19 protein-coding genes are annotated in these 18,877 nt (G+C 69.9%); 10 read left to right on the forward strand and 9 right to left on the reverse strand.

The genetic code is table 11. From position 1 onward, the window contains the following. Positions 1 to 14: 14 nt before the first annotated feature. The gene (locus ACWPQI_RS02530; RefSeq protein ID WP_010595006.1) at positions 15 to 2,366 is read right to left on the reverse strand and encodes a penicillin-binding protein; all 2,352 of its coding nucleotides are present in this window, start codon (positions 2,364 to 2,366) and stop codon (positions 15 to 17) included. A gap of 301 nt (positions 2,367 to 2,667) precedes the next feature. On the opposite strand from ACWPQI_RS02530, the gene ACWPQI_RS02535 reads away from it, so the two are divergent. Further along, positions 2,668 to 2,991: a WhiB family transcriptional regulator gene (locus ACWPQI_RS02535; protein ID WP_026137870.1), complete on the forward strand. Its 324-nt coding sequence runs from the start codon at positions 2,668 to 2,670 to the stop codon at positions 2,989 to 2,991. Between the two features lie 55 nt (positions 2,992 to 3,046). On the opposite strand, the gene bagB is transcribed toward ACWPQI_RS02535, so the two are convergent. Both bagB and bagA read right to left on the reverse strand, forming a co-directional pair. Then, complete coding sequence (gene bagB / locus ACWPQI_RS02540; protein WP_010595008.1) at positions 3,047 to 4,186, reverse strand: ATPase BagB; 1,140 nt, start codon at positions 4,184 to 4,186, stop codon at positions 3,047 to 3,049. Further along, a complete protein-coding gene (gene bagA / locus ACWPQI_RS02545) occupies positions 4,183 to 5,196 on the reverse strand; it encodes an ATPase BagA (RefSeq protein ID WP_010595009.1) in 1,014 nt (337 codons plus the stop codon). Before bagA ends, bagB begins: the two co-directional genes overlap by 4 nt. 42 nt (positions 5,197 to 5,238) lie before the next feature. Between bagA and ACWPQI_RS02550 the strand changes: the two genes are divergently transcribed. The 3 genes from ACWPQI_RS02550 to ACWPQI_RS02560 are packed head-to-tail and all read left to right on the forward strand — an operon-like array spanning position 5,239 to position 6,736. Next, the gene (locus ACWPQI_RS02550; RefSeq protein WP_006945567.1) at positions 5,239 to 5,403 is read left to right on the forward strand and encodes a DUF4177 domain-containing protein; all 165 of its coding nucleotides are present in this window, start codon (positions 5,239 to 5,241) and stop codon (positions 5,401 to 5,403) included. Between the two features lie 5 nt (positions 5,404 to 5,408). After that, positions 5,409 to 5,888, forward strand: a complete 480-nt coding sequence (locus tag ACWPQI_RS02555) for a RidA family protein (protein WP_017681218.1) — start codon at positions 5,409 to 5,411, stop codon at positions 5,886 to 5,888. A 59-nt stretch (positions 5,889 to 5,947) separates the two neighbouring features. Continuing rightward, the gene (locus tag ACWPQI_RS02560) at positions 5,948 to 6,736 is read left to right on the forward strand and encodes an MBL fold metallo-hydrolase (RefSeq protein ID WP_010595011.1); all 789 of its coding nucleotides are present in this window, start codon (positions 5,948 to 5,950) and stop codon (positions 6,734 to 6,736) included. 65 nt (positions 6,737 to 6,801) lie between these two features. Here ACWPQI_RS02560 and ACWPQI_RS02565 read toward each other — a convergent pair whose 3' ends face one another. Then, positions 6,802 to 7,476: a Crp/Fnr family transcriptional regulator gene (locus ACWPQI_RS02565; RefSeq protein ID WP_003935274.1), complete on the reverse strand. Its 675-nt coding sequence runs from the start codon at positions 7,474 to 7,476 to the stop codon at positions 6,802 to 6,804. A 213-nt stretch (positions 7,477 to 7,689) separates the two neighbouring features. Further along, a complete protein-coding gene (locus ACWPQI_RS02570) occupies positions 7,690 to 7,959 on the reverse strand; it encodes a hypothetical protein (protein WP_026137871.1) in 270 nt (89 codons plus the stop codon). 72 nt (positions 7,960 to 8,031) lie between these two features. Here ACWPQI_RS02570 and nth point away from each other — a divergent pair, with 72 nt between their 5' ends. From nth to ACWPQI_RS02590, 4 genes are read left to right on the forward strand one after another with little or no spacing between them, the layout of a single operon-like run. After that, positions 8,032 to 8,826 (forward strand): endonuclease III, encoded by a 795-nt coding sequence (nth, locus tag ACWPQI_RS02575; RefSeq protein ID WP_026137872.1) that lies wholly within the window; start codon positions 8,032 to 8,034, stop codon positions 8,824 to 8,826. 37 nt (positions 8,827 to 8,863) lie between these two features. After that, positions 8,864 to 9,487, forward strand: a complete 624-nt coding sequence (locus ACWPQI_RS02580; protein WP_010595014.1) for a TlpA family protein disulfide reductase — start codon at positions 8,864 to 8,866, stop codon at positions 9,485 to 9,487. Continuing rightward, a complete protein-coding gene (locus tag ACWPQI_RS02585; RefSeq protein ID WP_017681220.1) occupies positions 9,484 to 10,182 on the forward strand; it encodes an NUDIX hydrolase in 699 nt (232 codons plus the stop codon). The genes ACWPQI_RS02580 and ACWPQI_RS02585 overlap by 4 nt, the downstream gene beginning before the upstream one ends. Further along, complete coding sequence (locus ACWPQI_RS02590) at positions 10,179 to 11,369, forward strand: MarP family serine protease (RefSeq protein WP_124258494.1); 1,191 nt, start codon at positions 10,179 to 10,181, stop codon at positions 11,367 to 11,369. The genes ACWPQI_RS02585 and ACWPQI_RS02590 overlap by 4 nt, the downstream gene beginning before the upstream one ends. A 12-nt stretch (positions 11,370 to 11,381) precedes the next feature. Here ACWPQI_RS02590 and ACWPQI_RS02595 read toward each other — a convergent pair whose 3' ends face one another. Genes ACWPQI_RS02595 through nhaA form a run of 3 tightly spaced genes read right to left on the reverse strand, consistent with a single transcriptional unit; the run spans position 11,382 to position 14,049 of the window. Beyond that, positions 11,382 to 12,314, reverse strand: a complete 933-nt coding sequence (locus ACWPQI_RS02595; protein WP_026137873.1) for an alpha/beta fold hydrolase — start codon at positions 12,312 to 12,314, stop codon at positions 11,382 to 11,384. Positions 12,315 to 12,334: 20 nt separating this feature from the next. Continuing rightward, the gene (locus ACWPQI_RS02600; protein WP_003935267.1) at positions 12,335 to 12,835 is read right to left on the reverse strand and encodes a phage holin family protein; all 501 of its coding nucleotides are present in this window, start codon (positions 12,833 to 12,835) and stop codon (positions 12,335 to 12,337) included. Continuing rightward, a complete protein-coding gene (gene nhaA / locus ACWPQI_RS02605; RefSeq protein ID WP_010595018.1) occupies positions 12,832 to 14,049 on the reverse strand; it encodes a Na+/H+ antiporter NhaA in 1,218 nt (405 codons plus the stop codon). Before nhaA ends, ACWPQI_RS02600 begins: the two co-directional genes overlap by 4 nt. A 195-nt stretch (positions 14,050 to 14,244) precedes the next feature. On the opposite strand from nhaA, the gene ACWPQI_RS02610 reads away from it, so the two are divergent. Next, positions 14,245 to 15,618 (forward strand): MFS transporter, encoded by a 1,374-nt coding sequence (locus tag ACWPQI_RS02610; protein ID WP_064066532.1) that lies wholly within the window; start codon positions 14,245 to 14,247, stop codon positions 15,616 to 15,618. A 70-nt stretch (positions 15,619 to 15,688) separates the two neighbouring features. Here ACWPQI_RS02610 and acs read toward each other — a convergent pair whose 3' ends face one another. After that, positions 15,689 to 17,626 (reverse strand): acetate--CoA ligase, encoded by a 1,938-nt coding sequence (gene acs / locus ACWPQI_RS02615; RefSeq protein ID WP_461875198.1) that lies wholly within the window; start codon positions 17,624 to 17,626, stop codon positions 15,689 to 15,691. A 203-nt stretch (positions 17,627 to 17,829) separates the two neighbouring features. On the opposite strand from acs, the gene ACWPQI_RS02620 reads away from it, so the two are divergent. Further along, positions 17,830 to 18,582: a Fic family protein gene (locus ACWPQI_RS02620; RefSeq protein ID WP_010595021.1), complete on the forward strand. Its 753-nt coding sequence runs from the start codon at positions 17,830 to 17,832 to the stop codon at positions 18,580 to 18,582. Positions 18,583 to 18,877 lie beyond the last annotated feature (295 nt).

Raw genomic sequence — 18,877 nt, forward strand, 5'->3', positions numbered from 1 at the left:
CCGGGCGGCGCCGGTCATCGTCCCGGGATGGGTGCCGGCGCGGCCGGCACCGTCGTGTCCGGTACCCGGCTCTCGCTCGGCCGGGCCGGTGTCGCACTCGGGCTCGGCGGCGCGGCGCGCACCGACCCGTCGCTGACGAAGATCGTCACCGTCGAGCCGGGGACGGCGGAACCGGACGGCGAGACCGAGGCGACGGTGCCACTGCGGCCTTCCGCCTTGACGGTCGTCTCCGTCACCTGGAACCCGGCGTCGATCAGGCGCTGGCTGGCCTGCTGCCGGTTCAGGCCCACGACGTTGGGGACCTGCGCGTTGCCGGCGCCGCGCACGTACTTCTGATCCACGGGGGGCAGCTCGGTGGGGCCGAACTTGTTCGCGACCGGCAGCAGCGCATCGAACCACGTGCGTGCGGGCTCGGTGCCGCCGAAGAGGTTGCCGTCGTAGCAGGGGCGCACCGGCCCGGAACAGATCTGCCCCGGCGTAGGCGAGTCACCGTACGTGTAGACGGATCCGGCGAGATTGTTGGTGAAACCGAGGAAGGCCGAGGACATGTGCGACTCGGTGGTTCCCGTCTTGGCCGACACCGGCAGGTTCCAGCCCACCGAGCCGGCCGCGCCGGCCGCCGTGCCGCCACCCGACGTGTCCTTGCCCAGGGCGTTCGCGAGCGTGTCGGCCAGGCCCGGTTCGACGACCTGTTCGCAGGCCTGCTGGGTGATCGGCACGGGCTTGCCCTCGCGGTCGAACACCGCGTCGATCGGCGTGGGCGGGCACCACTTGCCGTGGGAGGCGAGCGTCGCCGCGACGTTGGACAGCTCCAGCGGGTTGACCCAGGTGGGTCCCAGGGTGAACGAACCGAGGTGCTGCGCCTTCTGCATCTCGGACATGCTCTGCTCGCCGAAACCGGAGGAATTGGGCTGGGCGTAGGAGCGCAGACCGAGCCGCACCGACATGTCGACGACGGAGTCCACCCCGGTGGCCTCGATCAGCTTGACGAAGGCGGTGTTGGGGGACTGCGCCAGCGCGTCCGTCACCGACAGCTTCGGCGGGTACGGCGCGGCGTTCTCGACGCAGTAGGTGGCTGGCGGGCACCCGGGGGCGCCGCCGTCACCGAGACCGCGGGCGTTGTAGCGGGCCGGCACGTCCAGCACGGCACTCGTGCCGAGGCCCTTCTCCATCGCCGCGGCCACCGTGAAGATCTTGAACACCGAGCCGGCGCCGTGACCGGTCAGCGAGTACGGCTGCGGCTGCACCGTCTGGTTGGCCTCGCCGTCGAGACCGTACACGCGGCTCGACCCCATCGCGAGGACACGATGCGAATCCTCCCCGGGCCGGATCACGTTCATCACCGTGGCGACGTCCTCGACGGTCGGGCTCGTGAACTTGTCCAGCGACGACTTGACCGAGTTCTGGATCTCGGGGTCGAGCGTGGTGCGGATGAGATATCCGCCCTTGTCGATCTGTTCGCGGGACAACCCGGCTTCGGCCAGGTACTGCAGCGCGTACTCGCAGAAGAACCCCCGGTCGCCCGCGGCGATGCACCCGCGCGGCAGGGTCTTCGGCTCGGGCAGGACGCCGAGCGGCTGCTCCTTCGCGGCACGGATCTCGGCGGCGCGCTCGGGGATGTTCTGGATCATCGTGTCGAGCACGACGTTGCGCCGCGCCAGCACGCCGTCCGGATTGGTGTACGGGTTCAGCGCGGAACTGGACTGCACCATGCCGGCGAGCATCGCGGACTGGGTGACGTTCAGGTCCTTCGCGTCGATGCCGAAGTACGTCTGCGCGGCGTCCTGCACGCCGAAGGATCCGTTCCCGAACGGCACGAGGTTCAGGTAGCGGGTGAGGATCTCGTCCTTGGTCAGCTCGTCGTCGAGCGTCAGCGCCATCCGGATCTCCCGGATCTTGCGCGCGGGCGTCGTCTCGATCGCGGCGCGGCGTTCGGCGTCGGTCTTGGCGACCACGTGCAGCAGGTAGTTCTTCACGTACTGCTGGTCGATCGTGGACGCGCCCTGCTCGACCTGCCCGCTGGTGGTGTTGGTGAGGAAGGCGCGGATGGTGCCCTGCCAGTCGACACCCTGGTGTTCGGCGAAGCGCTTGTCCTCGATGGAGACGATGGCGAGCTTCATCTCGTTGGAGATCTGGTCGCTCGGCACCTCGAACCGGCGCTGGTCGTAGAGCCAGGCGATGGGTGTGCCCGCGGCGTCGGTCATGGTGGTGACCGCGGGCACCACCCCCTCGACGAGTTCGGCGGAACTGTTGTCCACCGTGTCCGCGGCGCGGTTCGAGACGTAGCCGAACCCTCCGGCCGCCGGGAACATCACACCGGCCAGCAGGACTCCGCCCAGTGCCGTGCATCCTGCGAGCTTCGCCACCGTTTTTCCGATCGACACGCCTACACAGTACGTGCCGCGGCGGAGCACGGACCCCGCCGCACGCGTTCCCGTGTCCGCGTTGCGCTGGCGAAAACCCTCCGACGTGCAGTGATGCACGGGCGTACCAGAAAAGTGTTTCTCCACCTTGCGCACGGGGAACTCTTTACCTAGATTGAGTCCTCAGTGTGATGCAGATAACACCTGAATAGGAATGTGGCGCAGAACGGTCGTGCTAGGCCGTCGATACTGCGTGCCTTCCAGGACCCCGTGACACGGCGTTCGGAGAGTAAGGGGCAACTGAATGCACATGACCACCCCGATGGCCCGGCTCGACGTAGACCAAGCAGAAGCACGCATCGCATGGGTATCGAAAGCCCGATGCCGTGAAGTGGACCCCGATCAGTTGTTCGTCCGTGGCGCCGCCCAGCGCAAGGCCGCAGTCATCTGCCGGCACTGCCCGGTGATGCTCCAGTGCGGCGCCGACGCCCTCGACAACCGCGTCGAATTCGGCGTCTGGGGCGGGATGACCGAACGTCAGCGCCGGGCGCTGCTCAAGCAGCATCCCGAAGTCGACTCCTGGGCCGACTTCTTCGAGGCTCAGCGTCAGCACCAGAACGCCGTCTGACCGATCGGCCGTCCGACCGATCAGCCGTCCGACCGATCAGTGGGAACCCGCGAGGTCATGCCTCGCGGGTCATCTGATCGGCCACGGCGCGCAGTGCCTCGAGATCCGAGACCTCGAAGGGCAGCGACGGTACGCCGACGACCGGCACCCGCGGATGCGCACTCGTGAATCGAGCCAGCAGCCGCAGCTCCCGCTTCGCCGTCACCGCCCGGTGCGCGTGGACCCGCAGCACGGCCTCGGCCGGCGCGTTCTCCTTCCGGCCCTGCTCCTCGAGCAGATCCGCCGCAGTCAGGGCGTGGTCGGCCGGTAGCGAGGACAGTGTCGGATGCGTGCGGTTGAGGATCAGCCCCGCGAGCGGCATGCGGTCCTCGGACAACCGCTCGACGAAGAACGATGCTTCCCGCAGCGCGTCCGGTTCGGCCGCCGCGACCACCATGAAGTGGGTGCCCGGCTGCTGCAGCAACTGGTAGGTGCGGTTCGCCCGCTCCCGGAACCCGCCGAACATCGAATCCAGGGACTGCACGAAAGCGGATGCGTCCGAAAGCATCTGGCTACCGACGATCGTCGAGACCGCTTTCAGGGCCAGGCCCATGGCGCCCGTCACCAACCGTCCCAGCCCCCGCCCCGGCGCGGTGAACATGCGGATCATCCGGCCGTCCAGGAACGCGCCGAGCCGCTGCGGTGCATCGAGGAAGTCCAGCGCATTGCGCGACGGCGGGGTGTCGACCACGATCAGATCCCAGGCGTCGCTCGCCGCGAGCTGCCCGAGCTTCTCCATCGCCATGTACTCCTGAGTGCCGGAGAACGACGAGGCCACGGTCTGATAGAACGGGTTGTCGAGGATCTGCTGCGCCTTTTCCGGTGTCGAGTGCTCGAGCACCATGTCGTCGAAGGTGCGGCGCATGTTCAGCATCATCGCGTGCAGCTCGCCCTTCGCGCCCGGCCCCAGCTGCACGAGCTGCGGACTGTTGTCGAGGGCCTGCACACCCAGCGCCTGAGCCAGCCGCCGGGCCGGATCGATCGTCAGCACCACGACGTTGCGGCCCTGCTCTGCGGCCCGCAGCGCCAGCGCCGCAGCGGTCGTGGTCTTGCCGACCCCGCCCGCGCCGGTGCACACGATGATGCGCGACGAGGGGTCGGCGAGGATGGACCGGACGTCGAGCGGCGGCGCATGGTGCGCCCGCGGCGCGGTCACCGCACACCCTGTTCGCCGAGCTGCTCCGCGAGCTCGTACAGCCCGCCGAGATCCACGCCGTCCGCCAGCGCGGGCAGATGCATTCGTGCCACGTTCACCTCGTCGAGTTGGGCGGCGCTGACCTGCTGCGCCTGCAGGGTGGATGCATGCTCGATCGTCTCGGTCAGCAGACCCGCGAAGTTCGCTTCGTCGAGCGCGACCCCCGCCCGGTCGAGTCCCTCGCGTACCGCGGCCGCATCGATCCGGCCGGCCGCCGCCTCGTCCACCATCTCCTCGGGCAGGAAGTCGGGTGCGGTCCGGTTGACGATCACGGTACCCAGCCGCAGGTCCGCCGCGAGCAGCTCGCTCACCGCGTCGGAGGTTTCCTGCACCGGGAGCGCCTCGAGCAGCGTGACCAGGTGGACCATGGTCTCGTCGGAGTGCAGCAGCCGCACGACCCCCTCGCTCTGGGAGCGGATCGGACCCGACTTCGCGAGGTCGGCCATCGCCTTGGTCACGTCGAGGAAGCTACCGATGCGGCCCGTGGGCGGGGAGTCCACCACGACCACGTCGTACACGGGTTCGCCGGTGCGGTCGGTGCGCACCACGGTCTCCTTGATCTTGCCGGTCAGGATCACGTCCCGCAGACCCGGCGCCAGCGTGGTCGCGAACTCGATGGCACCGATCCGGCGCATCGCCCGCCCCGCGAACCCGAGGTTGTAGAACATGTCCAGGTACTCGAGGAAGGCCGTCTCGATGTCGATGGCCAGGGCGTACACGGCGCCGCCGCTGTCCGTCGTGGCGATCTTGGTTTCGACCGGCGGCAGCGGCGGCACGTCGAACAGCTGGGCGATGCCCTGCCGTCCCTCCACCTCCACCAGGAGCACCTTGCGGCCCCCGGCCGCCAGCGCGAGGGCCAGCGCCCCCGCGACGGTCGACTTACCGGTGCCACCCTTGCCCGAGACGAAGTGCAGCCGCGCCTGCGCGGCCTTCGCCGGCCAGACGTCGTGTTCAGCAGTCGTTGATGCCACGACGTCGAGCCTATAAGTCCGGTGCGCATATAGGGTCGAGACATGAGCGAATTGACAACGTGGGAGTACGCGACGGTGCCCCTGCTGACCCATGCCACGAAGCAGATCCTGGACACGTGGGGGGCCGACGGCTGGGAACTCGTCTCGGTGCTTCCGGGACCCACCGGTGAGCAGCACGTCGCGTACCTCAAGCGCCCGAAGGGCTGACGGGCGTGGCAACAGGGGATTCCGCCGGGCAGAGCTGGACGGCACGGCTCGCCGAACTGGGCCTGAGCCTGCCGCCGGTGGCGGCGCCCGTCGCCGCGTACGTTCCCGCCGTCCGCACCGGTGACCACGTCTACACCTCCGGCCAGCTGCCGTTCGTCGACGGCGCGCTGGGCCTCGCCGGAAAGGTGGGCGCCGAGGTCGCGGCCGAGGACGCGAAGGCCGCGGCGCGCATCGCCGCGCTCAATGCGCTGGCCGCGGTGGACGACCTCGTCGGCATCGACAACCTCGTCCGCATCGTCAAGGTCGTGGGCTTCGTCGCATCGGCGGAGGGTTTCACCGGTCAGCCGGGTGTGATCAACGGCGCATCCGAACTCCTCGGCGAGGTGTTCGGGGAGGCGGGCGTGCACGCCCGGTCCGCCGTCGGCGTGGCCGAGCTGCCGCTCGGCGCACCCGTCGAGGTCGAGATCGTCGCCGAGGTGCGCTGACGGATGCGGGGTGGACCGGATCTAGAGTGGGACGCACCCCACATGGAGGAGGCCGGATCGTGACGCTGGTTCACCCCGCGTACGCACAGTTGCGGCAGGTCACCGCCAACGCCGCGGTGGTGCTGGCCGAGAACCCGTCGATGATGACGCTCGACGGCACCAACACCTGGATCCTGCGGGCCCCCGGCAGCGACGAATGCGTCGTGGTCGATCCGGGCCCGCTCGACGAGGCGCACCTCGCCCGCGTCGCGCGCGTTCCCGTGGCCTTGACGCTGGTCAGCCATCGGCACGGCGACCACACCGACGGCGCCGGCCGGTTCGCCGAACTCACCGGCACCCCGGTACGGGCCGTGGATGCCCGGCACCGGCACGGCGGGGGAGCGGGCCTGGCCGACGGCGAGACGATCGAGGCGGCCGGGCTGCGGATCCGGGTGCTCGCAACGCCGGGCCACACCGCGGACTCGTTGTCCTTCGTCGTCGAGGACGACCGCAGCGTGCTCACCGCCGACACCATCCTCGGCCGGGGCACCACCGTTCTCGACGACTCCGACGGCGACCTCGGGGACTACCTCGGGTCGCTCCGCCGGCTGATCGACCTGGGCGGCGGCTACACCGTTCTGCCCGGTCACGGACCGGACCTGCCCGACCTGGAGACCGTCGCCCGCGGCTATCTCGCCCATCGGGAGGAGCGGCTCGACCAGGTGCGGGCCGCGTTGCGAGTGCTCGGGGACGACGCCACGCCGCGATCCGTCGTCGAGCACGTGTACGCCGATGTGGACCCGTCGCTGTGGCCGGTCGCGGAGAAGTCGGTCAACGTCCAGCTCGAGTACCTGCGCAGTTTCGCCTGACCTGGGACGACCCGAGGCCGGTGCATCGACGATGCACCGGCCTCGGGTCGTTCGGAAGGGTGGGCCTACCGCGCGCGGCGGGCGAGGCGCTCCGAGTCGGAGATGAGCACGCTCTTGCCCTCGAGCCGCAGCCAGCCGCGGTGGGCGAAGTCGGCGAGCGCCTTGTTCACGGTTTCGCGGGAGGCGCCGACGAGCTGTGCGATCTCCTCCTGGGTCAGGTCGTGCGTGACGCGCAGCGCGCCCGCCTCCTGGGTGCCGAACCGCTGCGCGAGCTGCAGCAGAGCCTTCGCGACGCGACCGGGCACGTCGGTGAAGATCAGGTCGGCCAGGTTGTTGTTGGTGCGGCGCAGGCGGCGCGCGAGCACGCGCAGCAGCTGCTCGGCGATCTCCGGGCGCTGATCGATCCAGGCCTTGAGCGCGTCGCGGTCCATGCTCACGGCGCGGACCTCGGTCACGGTCGTCGCGGTGGAGGTGCGCGGGCCCGGGTCGAAGATCGACAGCTCACCGAACATGTCGGACGGACCCATGATGGTCAGCAGGTTCTCGCGCCCATCCGGGGAACGGCGGCCGAGCTTCACCTTGCCGGAGACGATGATGTACAGGCGGTCGCCCGGCTCACCCTCGTTGAAGATGACATGTCCGCGGGGGAAATCGACCGGCTGAAGCTCTTTGACCAGCGCCGCAACCGCCGAGGGTTCGACTCCTTGGAAGATGCCTGCTCTGGCCAGGACGTCGTCCACGTGCGCTCCTTTGAGGGTAATTCTCGTCGTCATGCTGCCGGGTCCGCACGACGTCCACGGGCGCCCGGACAGGCCACCTGCAACGCGTACGGAATCGAAGTCTACTGTGCGCGCCCTCGGCACGAGTGATTGACACCACGACAACCGTCGTGCCGTTCCCGCGGCAGCGCCCACGCATTCTACCGATGCGTCCCGGAATCAGCTCGCGCGGCATCAGCTCGCGCGGCGCTCCCCTATGTCGGACTCCGCGTCGTCGAACTCCATGACGAGGACCCGCCGCCGGCGGCGGTGGAACCGGGCGAGAGCGTGGGGGAATCCCTCCCTGGCCAGGGTGGCGACGTCGTCGTGGCTCGCCTTGTCGAGGAACTCCTCGACCTCCTGCTGGCGAACGGACAGACGGCTCAGCCGGGACTCGACCCGCTCCATCGCCAATGCGAACAGCATGAGCAGGACGGGGAAGAGCACGACAGCAAGAGCTTGCATACCGGGAAGTAAACACAAGAAAGGTCTCAGATGCGACACAGCGCCGAATCCGCGACGGGCCGGGTACGTACAGTGGAGCAGGTGCATGCGACCCCGTCCGAGAGTCCCGACGTGCGCCGACGACGCGCGTCCGGAGGCGAGCGCCCACCCGAGAGTCGGCTCGCCCTCGTGCGCCGGGCGCGTCGCATGAACCGGCGGCTCGCCGAGGCGTTTCCCCACGTGTACTGCGAACTCGACTTCACCACGCCACTCGAGCTGGCGGTCGCCACGATCCTGTCCGCCCAGTGCACGGATGTGCGGGTCAACCAGGTGACCCCGGCACTGTTCGCCCGCTACCCGGATGCCCGCGCCTACGCCGAGGCCGACCGCGCCGAGCTCGAGGAGTACATCCGGTCCACCGGCTTCTACCGCAACAAGGCCAACTCCCTGATCGGGCTCGGCCAGGCCCTGCTCGAGCGGTTCGACGGCGAGGTGCCACGCCGGCTCGAGGATCTCGTCACACTTCCCGGATTCGGGCGCAAGACCGCCAACGTCGTCCTCGGCAACGCGTTCGGCGTTCCCGGCATCACCGTCGACACCCACTTCCAGCGCCTCGTGCACCGCTGGAAGTGGACCGGGGAAACCGACCCGGTCAAGATCGAACACGCCGTCGGTGCGCTCGTCGAACGCAAGGAATGGACCCTGCTCTCGCATCGGGTGATCTTCCACGGCCGGCGCGTGTGCCACGCCCGCAAACCCGCCTGCGGCATCTGCGTACTGGCCAAGGACTGCCCGTCCTACGGCATCGGACCGACCGACCCCGTGACCGCCGCCGCGCTGGTGAAGGGACCGGAGACCGAGCACCTGCTCGAACTGGCCGGACGGTGACCCGGTGCAACTGACCCGCGCAGGCCGCTGGAGCCTGGTGGCACTCGTCGTCGTGGTGGCGCTGATCGTCGCGATCTGGCCCCGCGACACCGACGATCCGGCACCGCCCGTCGACGGTGCCCGGCCGGCCGCGGCGCCGGTGGACCGCCGGGCCCAGGACACCCCCGAGGCCCTCGCGCCGCTGCGTGCCGCGGCGGCGCTCGAGGCCTGCCCGGCCCCGGCCGGGAACGGAGCGGGGCCGCTTGCGGGGCTGCGGTTCGAGTGTCTCGGCGACGGCAGCAGCGTCGACCTGGCGGCCGCGCTCGCGGGACGGCCCGCCCTGGTGAACCTGTGGGCGTGGTGGTGCGGGCCGTGCGCCGAAGAACTGCCCTACCTGCAGGAGTACGCGCAGCGTGCCGGGGATGCGGTCACGGTCGTCACCGTCCACACCGATCCCAACGAGGCCAACGCCCTGTCCCGGCTCGCGGAGTACGCCGTGCAGCTGCCGGGGGTGCAGGACGGGTCCGCGCGGGCGCAGGCCGCGGTGCAGTCGCCGCCGGTGCTGCCGGTGACGGTGCTGCTGCGGCCCGACGGTTCGGTCGCCAAGGTGCTGCCCCAGCCGTTCCGCAGCGCCGACGAGGTCGCCGCCGCCGTGGAGTACCACCTGGGAGTGAAGGTATGACGCCGTACTGGCTGCGCCACGTGTCCACCGTCCTGCCGAGCGATCCGCACCGGGTCAACCCCGTGCTCGACCGCCGGGCTCCGAGCGGGGTTCCCGTTCGTCCCGCGGCCGTGCTCGTACTGTTCGGCGGCTCGCCCGAACCCGATCCCCTGGCCCGGGGCGGACTGCCCGCCGACGCGGACGTCCTGCTCACCCAGCGGGCGCCGACGATGCGTCAGCACAGCGGACAGGTCGCGTTCCCCGGTGGTGCCGCCGACCCGGAGGACGACGGCCCGGTCGCGACCGCGCTGCGCGAGGCGCAGGAGGAGACAGGCCTCGACCCCGCGGGTGTCCGCCCGCTGACGGTGCTGCCGGAGATCTTCATCCCGCCGTCCGGGTTCGACGTCACCCCGGTGGTGGCCTTCTGGGAGAAGCCCACTCCCATCGGGGTGGTCGACCCCCGCGAGGCGGTCCGGGTGGTCCGGGTGTCCCTGCACGACCTGCTCGACCCGGACAATCGCTTCCAGATCCGGCACGAGCGCGGCTACCAGGGACCGGCGTTCCTGGTGGAGGACATGCTCGTGTGGGGATTCACCGCGGGGATCCTGGCAGGCCTGTTCGCGGTGTCGGGCTGGGAGATCGAGTGGGACCACAGCGACATCCGTGACTTCGACGTCACGCTCGCCGAGCTCGAGACAGGGGTGGTCGAACCGTGACGCCGTCCGGATGGATCGATCTGCTCATCCTGCTGGTCGTGCTCGTGGCCGCGTCGTCCGGCCTGCGGCAGGGCGCGGTGGCGTCCGCGCTGGCGTTCCTCGGCGTGGTGCTCGGCGCGGTCGCCGGCATCCTCATCGCCCCGCACGTGCTCGTGCACGTCGAGGAGGGACGGATGCGGATCCTCGCCGGGATCGCGCTCATCGTCGTCCTCGTCATCATCGGCGAGGTCGCGGGCATGGTGCTCGGCCGGGCGGCCCGGAGCAACATGCACAGCCCCGTCGCGCGGGGCGTCGACAGCGTGGTCGGGGCCGGCCTGCAGGCCGTGGCGGTGCTGGTGGCGGCATGGCTGCTCGCCATTCCGCTCACCGCCTCGTCCCAGCCGGAGATCTCCGCGGCCGTGCGCGGGTCCCGGGTGCTGAGCACGGTCGACGTGCTGGCCCCGGACTGGTTGCGCGGGATCCCGAAGGAGTTCTCTGCGCTGCTCGACACCTCGGGCCTGCCGGACGTCATCGGCCCGTTCGGACGCACCCCGGTCGCCGAGGTGGAGCCACCGGACCCGAGTGTGCTCGCCAGTCCCGTCGCGCTCGACCTGCACCCGAGTGTGCTGCGCATCAACGGCATCGCGCCGACCTGCCAGCGCGCGCTCGAGGGCTCAGGGTTCGTCGTCGCGCCCGAACGCGTCATGACCAACGCCCACGTCGTCGCCGGCACGTCGGCAGTGTCGGTGCAGACGCTGGGCGGGGCGCTCGACGCCGAGGTCGTGCTGTTCGATCCCGCGGTCGACGTCGCGATCCTCTCGGTGCCGGGACTCGACGTGGCACCGCTCGAATTCGCCCCGGCCCCGGCCGACTCGGGGCAGGACGCCCTCGTCCTGGGCTATCCCGGCGGCGGCCCCTACACGGCGAGTGCCGCGCGCATCCGGGAGACGCTCGACCTGCAGGGACCGGACATCTACCGCTCGGGCACCGTCGAGCGAGAGGTGTACACCGTCCGCGGGTCCATCCGGCAGGGCAACTCCGGCGGTCCGCTCGTCGACGAGCAGGGCCGGGTCCTGGGTGTCGTGTTCGGGGCGGCCGTGGACAACAGCGATACCGGATTCGTGCTGACCGCGGCGGAGGTCAGCAGTCAGCTGGCACTGGCCGACGATTCGTTCGCAGCGGTGGCGACGGGGACCTGCATCGCCTGAATCCCGGGGCTCCTAGAGCCCGGCGGCGAAGTCGAGCAGCGCGGCGGTCACGTCGTCGGCACGCTCCTGATGGGCGTAGTGCCCGGCGTCGTCGATCATGAGCAACTTCCGGCCGGGAGCGTGACGGACGCACCGGCGCACGGTCGCCGGCACGACGTACGGGTCCCGCGCGCCGTGCAGTTGCAGGACCGGCAGCGTCAGCGTCTTGTCCATCGCCGCCATGAACCGTCGCCCGTCCGGCCGCCACTGGCTGCGGAAGGCCCAGCGCTGGTACTCGAGCGTGCAGTGTGCGGTGCCGGGAATGCGGATGGCCGAGCGCATCCGCTCGGCGACCTCCCGGAATTCGTCCGACTGCTGCCACCGTGCGCCCGCGCGGGCCCGCAGCAGTCGTTCGATCTCCCAGCCGTCGTCGCGCACGAGCTTGCGTTCGGGCCGCCACGGCACCTGGTAGGCGAGGAACGTGGGCAGCAGCGCCGCCCGCTGCGCCCGGTCGTGCAGCGTCGCGTCCCGCAGTGAGATCGGATGCGGCGAGTCCACGAGGGCGATCGCCCGGACGAGCCGCGGGTGCAGCACGGCCGTCGCCCAGCACACCAGCCCGCCGTCGGCGTGCCCGACCAGCGTCGCCTCCGAGCAGCCCAGGGCGCGGATGAGTCCTGCGACGTCGCCCGAGAGGGTCCAGCCGTCGTAGCCGCGCGGGGGCTTGTCGGAGTCGCCGTAGCCGCGCAGATCGACGGCGACGGCGCGGTAGCCGGCGTCCGCGAAGGCGGTGAGCTGGTGCCGCCACGACCACCACAGGTCGGCGAACCCGTGCAGGAACAGCGCCAGCGGTGCGTCGGGGCCGGACGGGCCGGCTTCGACGGCGTGCAGACGGATGCCGTTGGCGTGGATGTCGCGGTGCGTCCACGGCCCGGGGAACCGGACCGTGGACGGGTCGGGGAGGGACACGGTGCCCTGCACGTGGAGGATCAGCGCGCGTGCCGGGGGCCCGCTGCCGGCTCCGCGTCGTGTTGCTGCGGCAGGACGGTACGAGCCTGCCTGAGCGAGTCGATGGTCTTCTCCGGGGCGCGCAGTTTGCGCACCCGCAGGTACCCGATCAGGGCGAAGATCGCCGTGACCACGACCATGATGAGGAAGACGATCAGGAACGCCAGCCAGCGGGGCGTCCAGATGTCGATCAGTTCGGCGAGGAAGAAGAAGAAGAAGAACGAACTGAACACCAGGACCGCGAAGGCCAGGATGAAGAACAGACTGCCCTGCAGGCCCTTCTTCACCTCGCCGGTGACCTCGGCCTTGGCGAGTTCGACCTCGGCGCGGAACAGCGTCGAGACCTGTGCTGTGGCGTCGCGGACCAGGTCCCCGATGCTCGCTTCCTGAGGAGTGCGGGCGCGCACCTCGGTCAGCGGAATGGACGAGATGCTCGTCGGTACCCCGTCACCCTGCTTCCGGTTCCCGTTCGTCACGCTCACTTGTCGACCCCTCCAGTTGATTCGTATTGCCTACGGTGGGCTCGCCCACGCCGTAACAGTAGCGTCGATCCCAGCAGCGAGGCGATCAGTGACGTGACGAGGACCGACGCCTTCGCGATCTCCGCGGGCGCCCCGCCGTCGATTCCGGCGAGCGAGAGGTCGGCGATGAGCAGGCTCACGGTGAATCCGATGCCGCCGAGTACGGCGAGGGCCAGCAGGTCCGGCCATGCCAGGCCGGCGGGCCTGGTGGCCACGCCTGTCCGGATCGCGAGCCAGGATGCGCCGAAGATACCGACCGTCTTGCCGATCAGCAGGCCCAGCAGAACGGACAGGCCCACCGGACTGGTGAACACATCGGCGAGGACCTCGCCGTCGATGGGAACGCCGGAGGCGAACAGCGCGAACAGAGGCACACACAGGCCGGCGGACCAGGGTTGGAGGTCGTGGGCGAGCCGCTCGGCCGGTGCCCGCCGCTCACCCGGGTCGGCGCGGACGCGGGTGAGCAGACCCAGCACGACGCCCGCGATGGTGGCGTGGATGCCGGCCTCGTGCATGCCGTACCAGGTGAGCAGCGCGAGCGGGACGTACAGCCACGGGGTCGTGATCCGCCGGTGCTGGGCGTACCAGTAGGCGGCGGCGCACGCGACGGTCCCGAGCAGCCACAGCGCCGCGATGGACGTGGTGAACAGGACGGCAATCAGTGCGATGCCGATGAGATCGTCGACGACGGCGAGGCTGAGCAGGAAGACACGCGCGCCGGTGGGGATGCGGGAACCGGTGAGGGCGAGAACTCCGAGGGCGAAGGCGATGTCGGTGGCGACGGGGATCGCCCAGCCGCGGTCCATGCCCGGCGTGCCCCACCCGACGGTGGCGGCGATGAGTGCCGGCAGCAGCACGCCGCCGCAGGCCGCGATGACCGGCAGCAGGGCCTTCTTGCGGTCTGCAAGTTCACCGATCACGAGTTCGCGTTTGAGTTCGAGTCCGGCGACGAAGAAGAACACGGCGAGCAGGCCGTCCTGTGCCCAGGTGCCTACGGTGAGATGCAGGTGCAGCGCCTCCGGCCCGACGGTGAAGTCGCGCAGCCTCTCGTAGGCGGGTCCGAGCGGGGAGTTGACCCACAGGACGGCGACGGCGGCGGCGACGAGGAGGATCGCGCCACCGACGGTCTCGGTGCGTAGATACCGAGTGAGTTCCGAGCGCAGTGGCTGATTCACGAAGGCCTTTCGATCGACGAATCCGCGGGGCGATGGGGCTGCCGCCGACCAGGATTCCCAGCGCACCCAGCGACGAATCGTATCCCCGTCCGTCCGGTCGGCGGATGTCCGATTTGATTCGTTCCGGAAAGGAGGTGTTCACTTTCCTAGAAGCTGGGATCGTTTCCCATCATGTGAATCTCTGGAGCTGGTTTCGTGAGCACTTCCCTCGACAACACCGCCGGCCGAGACGGATCGCTGGTCGCGGGAGTACCGCGCAGCCGCATCATCGTCGCGAGCACCGTCGGCACCTCGATCGAGTTCTACGACTTCTACATCTATGCGACCGCCGCCGTCTCGGTGTTCCCGCACCTGTTCTTCCCGAAGGGCAACGGCACCACCGCTCTGCTCGCCTCGCTCGCGACGTTCGGTCTCGCGTTCGTCGCCCGTCCGGTCGGCTCGATCCTGTTCGGTCACTTCGGCGATCGCATCGGCCGCAAAGCCACCCTCGTCGGTTCGCTGCTGACCATGGGCGTCGCGACCTTCCTCATCGGAATCCTGCCCACGTACCACCAGGTGGGTCTGCTGGCCCCGGCGCTGCTCGCACTCATGCGCTTCTGTCAGGGCCTCGGCCTCGGGGGCGAATGGAGCGGCGCGGCACTGCTGGCCACCGAAACCGCCGAGAAGGGCAAGCGGGCGTGGGCCGCCATGTGGCCACAGCTGGGCGCGCCGATCGGATTCTTCCTGGCCAACGGCCTGTTCCTGATCATCACCCTGTTCCTGAACCACAACAACGCCGAGCCCGACCTGGACAGCGCGTTCCTGACGTGGGGCTGGCGGATCCCGTTCCTGCTCAGCGCGGTGATGGTGATCATCGGCCTCTACGTGCGGCTCAAGCTGGAGGAGACGCCGGTGTTCGCCCGCGCCGTCGCCGAGGGCAAGAAGGTCAAGACCCCGCTGGCCGAGGTCTTCCGGACCAGCTGGCGTCAGCTGATCATCGGCACATTCGTGATGCTCGCGACGTACACCCTCTTCTACATCATGACGACCTGGGTGCTCAGCCACGGCACCGGGAAGACCCCCGCGCAAGGCGGCACCGGCGCCGGGTTCCAGTACTCGGACTTCCTGGTGCTGCAGCTGGTCGCGGTGCTGTTCTTCGCGGCCGCCATTCCGGTGTCCGGCCGGCTCGCCGACCGTTACGGTCGCCGCATCACCCTGCTCGTCGTCACCGGGATCATCATGGCGTTCGGCCTGACCTTCGGGATCCTGCTCGACCCGGAGGGCATGGGCGAACCGCGCATGCTGCTGTTCCTCGTCGTCGGCATGATCCTGATGGGCTTCACCTTCGGTCCCATGAGCGCCGTGCTGCCCGAGCTGTTCCCCACCAACGTGCGCTACACCGGGTCGGGCATCGCCTACAACGTGTCGAGCATCCTCGGCGCCGCCGTCGCCCCGTTCATCGCGACGTGGCTCGCCACGACCTACGGGGTCGGCTGGGTGGGTGTGTATCTCCTGGCCGCGGCCGCACTCACCTTCGTCGCGCTGCTCGTGATGCACGAGACCAAGGATCGCCGGCTGGACGAGGTGTAGGCCGCTCCGCGGCCGGTGTGCCCTTTGGGCTGTTGGGGCCGCCCAAAGGGCACACCGGCAGCTTCGCTGCCTACTTGCTCTGGGAACGGATGGCTTCGAAGACCTTCGGGTCCACGAGGGTGGAGGTGTCGCCGAGTTCGCGGCCCTCGGCGACGTCGCGCAGCAGGCGGCGCATGATCTTGCCGGAACGGGTCTTGGGCAGTTCCGGCACGATGGAGATCTGCCGGGGCTTGGCGATCGGGGAGATCTCGGTGGAGACCTGGTTGCGCAGTTCCGCGATCAGCGCATCGCCGGTGTTCTCCACGCCCTCGCGCAGGATGACGAACGCGACGATGCCCTGGCCGGTGGTCTCGTCGGCGGCACCGACGACGGCGGCCTCGGCGACGGCCGGGTGCCCGACGAGTGCGGACTCGACCTCGGAGGTCGAGATGCGGTGCCCGGAGACGTTCATGACGTCGTCGACGCGGCCGAGGACCCACAGGGCGCCGTCCTCGTCGTAGCGGGCGCCGTCACCGGCGAAGTACCAGCCCTCCTCGGCGTACCGGGACCAGTAGGTGTCCTTGTACCGGTCCATGTCGCCCCAGATGCCGCGCAACATCGACGGCCACGGCTGATCGAGCACCAGGTAGCCGTTGCCGCCGGCCCCGAGCGGGGCCGCGTTGTCGTCGACGATCTTGGCGGAGATGCCCGGCAGCGGCGCCATCGCCGAGCCCGGCTTGGTGGCGGTGATGCCCGGCAGCGGGGAGATCATGATCGCGCCGGTCTCGGTCTGCCACCAGGTGTCCACGATGGGGGCCTTGCCCGAGCCGATGACCTCCCGGAACCAGCGCCACGCCTCCGGGTTGATCGGCTCACCCACCGAACCCAGCAACCGGATCGAGGACAGGTCGTGCGCGTCGGGGATCTGCCGGCCCCACTTCATGAAGGTGCGGATCAGGGTGGGGGCGGTGTAGTAGATGCTCACCCCGTACTTTTCGATGATCTCGAAGTGCCGGTGCTCGTTCGGCGAGTTCGGGGTGCCCTCGTAGACCACCTGGGTCGCGCCGTTGGACAGCGGGCCGTACACGATGTAGCTGTGCCCGGTGACCCAGCCGATGTCGGCGGTGCACCAGTACACGTCGCGGCCCGGCTTGTGGTCGAACACGTAGTGGTGGGTGTACGAGGCCTGCGTCAGGTAGCCACCAGAGGTGTGGACGATGCCCTTGGGCTTACCGGTGGTGCCCGAGGTGTAGAGGATGAACAGGGGATGTTCGGCGTCGAACGGCTGGGCCTCGTGCTCGGCGGAGGCCTTGTCCACCGTCTCGTGCCACCACAGGTCGCGCCCGTCGGTCCAGTCGACGTCGATGCCGGTGCGCTTGACCACCAGCACGTGCTGCACCGACGCGGCCTCGGCGAGGGCCTCGTCGGCGGCCGGCTTGAGCGGAGCGGCCTGGCCACGGCGCCACTGTCCGTCGACGGTGACCACCAGCTTGGCGCGGGCGTCGTCGATGCGCGAGCGCAGCGCGTGCGAGGAGAACCCGCCGAAGACCACCGAGTGGGTCAGGCCCAGGCGCGCGCAGGCGAGCATCGTCACGATCGCCTCGGGGATCATCGGCATGTAGATCGCCACCCGGTCGCCGGCGACCAGGCCCAGGTCGGTGAAGGTGTTCGCCGCCTTGGACACCTCGGCGAGCAGGTCGTTGTAGGTCAGCGCCCGCGAATCGCCGGGCTCGCCCTCGAAGTGGATGGCGACCCGGTCGCCGTTGCCGGCGAGCACGTGCCGGTCGACGCAGTTGTAGGCGACGTTGAGTTGCCCGCCGACGAACCACTTGGCCACCGGCGCGTCGGACCAGTCCAGCACCTCGCTCCACGGCGTGGCCCAGTCCAGCCGCTGCGCCTGCGTCGCCCAGAACCCGAGCCGGTCGGCGTCCGCGGCGGCCTGCAACTCGGGACCGGCGTTGGCGGTGGCGACGAACTCGGGGCTCGGTGGGTACACCTGCTGTTCGTGGTCCTGCGCTGCGCTCGTCATGGTTGCGGGGCCTCTTTCCGGTCGGTCCAAACAGTTCGGGCACCTGTGAGGGTAGTCACCTGTGACCGACATCGCACCGTTGCATACGGCTGCAACCTGCTCACTTTCGACGATCGGTCGGTCCCGCGCGACGGGCGGTCGGCCTCCGCGTCCAGCGGAACCGGCGCCCGGGCAGTCGGCACCGGCCGGTACCGTCGGATGCCGTGACCGACCCCTTGCAGCCCCTGCTCGACCTGCCCGGAGTGCGCGATGCCGCGGACCGCGCGCGCGACGCCCTCGCCGAGGTGCACCGGCACAAGACCAACCGGCGCGGCTGGCCGAACACCGCCGCCGAGGCGTCGGTCCGGGCCGCCCGGGCCTCGGCCGCGCTCGACGGTGGATCCATGGAGCTGCCCACGCCGGGGGAGGCGGGTGAGCCGATTCTGACGGGCGCACTGCGAGTGGCGCAGGCGCTCGACGGCGACGGCCTGGCCGTCATGGTGTCCACCTGGCAGCGCGCGCCCTTGCAGACCCTCGCACGTCTGCATCTGCTCGCGGCGGCCGACCTCGTCGACGATCCGGAGGTGCTGGGCCGGCCCCGCCCGGAGCCGGGCGTGGGGGAGCGGCTCGACGCCCTCGCGCAGTTGGTGACCGGTGGTACCCGGGCACCCGCCCCGGTGCTGGCCGCGGTGGTGCACGGCGAGCTGGCGGTGCTGCGTCCCTTCGGAGTGGCCGACGGCGTGATCGCCCGGTCGGCGTCGCGCCTCGTGTCGGTCGCGAGTGGGCTGGACGTGCACAATCTGGGCGTGCCCGAGGTGAGCTGGATGCGTCGCGCCCAGGCCTACCGCGACGGGCTCGCGGGTTTCGAGTCGGGCACCGCGGTCGGCGTCGGCGGCTGGGTCGTCTTCTGCTGCGGCGGGCTGGAAGCGGGCGCGCGGGAGGCGACATCGATCGCGGACGCCTTCGCCGGCGGCTAGTCCGAGCGGTGCGGCTGGTTAGAGCAGTGAATCAGGCTGCCCGACATCGTTTTCGGGCCATGTCGTCACATGTAAGCGGGCGACGTCGCCGAATGACTTCGGTGGCGTCGCCCGCCAGCACGGACTGCCGAGTTACCAAGCGTGCTGCATGGGTTGTGTGTCACTGGCCTCGGCGAGGGTTCGGATATCGCTGGTTCGTCCTCGCAACGGGTGCGGGGTGCTCGCCGTCGAAGACCCGAATCTCGCAAGCCCACAACGCTTTTGCCCTTATAGTGGCATCGGCTCCGCGTGGGTG

The organism is Rhodococcus sp. LMD (assembly GCF_056108245.1).

Coding starts and splice junctions, on each gene's coding strand:
- ACWPQI_RS02570 (WP_026137871.1), bottom strand. CDS start 7,959: ATGCAAGCTCTTGCTGTCGTGCTCTTCCCCGTCCTGCTCATGCTGTTC.
- acs (WP_461875198.1), bottom strand. CDS start 17,626: ATGACGAGCGCAGCGCAGGACCACGAACAGCAGGTGTACCCACCGAGC.
- ACWPQI_RS02550 (WP_006945567.1), top strand. CDS start 5,239: ATGAGCGAATTGACAACGTGGGAGTACGCGACGGTGCCCCTGCTGACC.
- ACWPQI_RS02585 (WP_017681220.1), top strand. CDS start 9,484: ATGACGCCGTACTGGCTGCGCCACGTGTCCACCGTCCTGCCGAGCGAT.
- ACWPQI_RS02535 (WP_026137870.1), top strand. CDS start 2,668: ATGCACATGACCACCCCGATGGCCCGGCTCGACGTAGACCAAGCAGAA.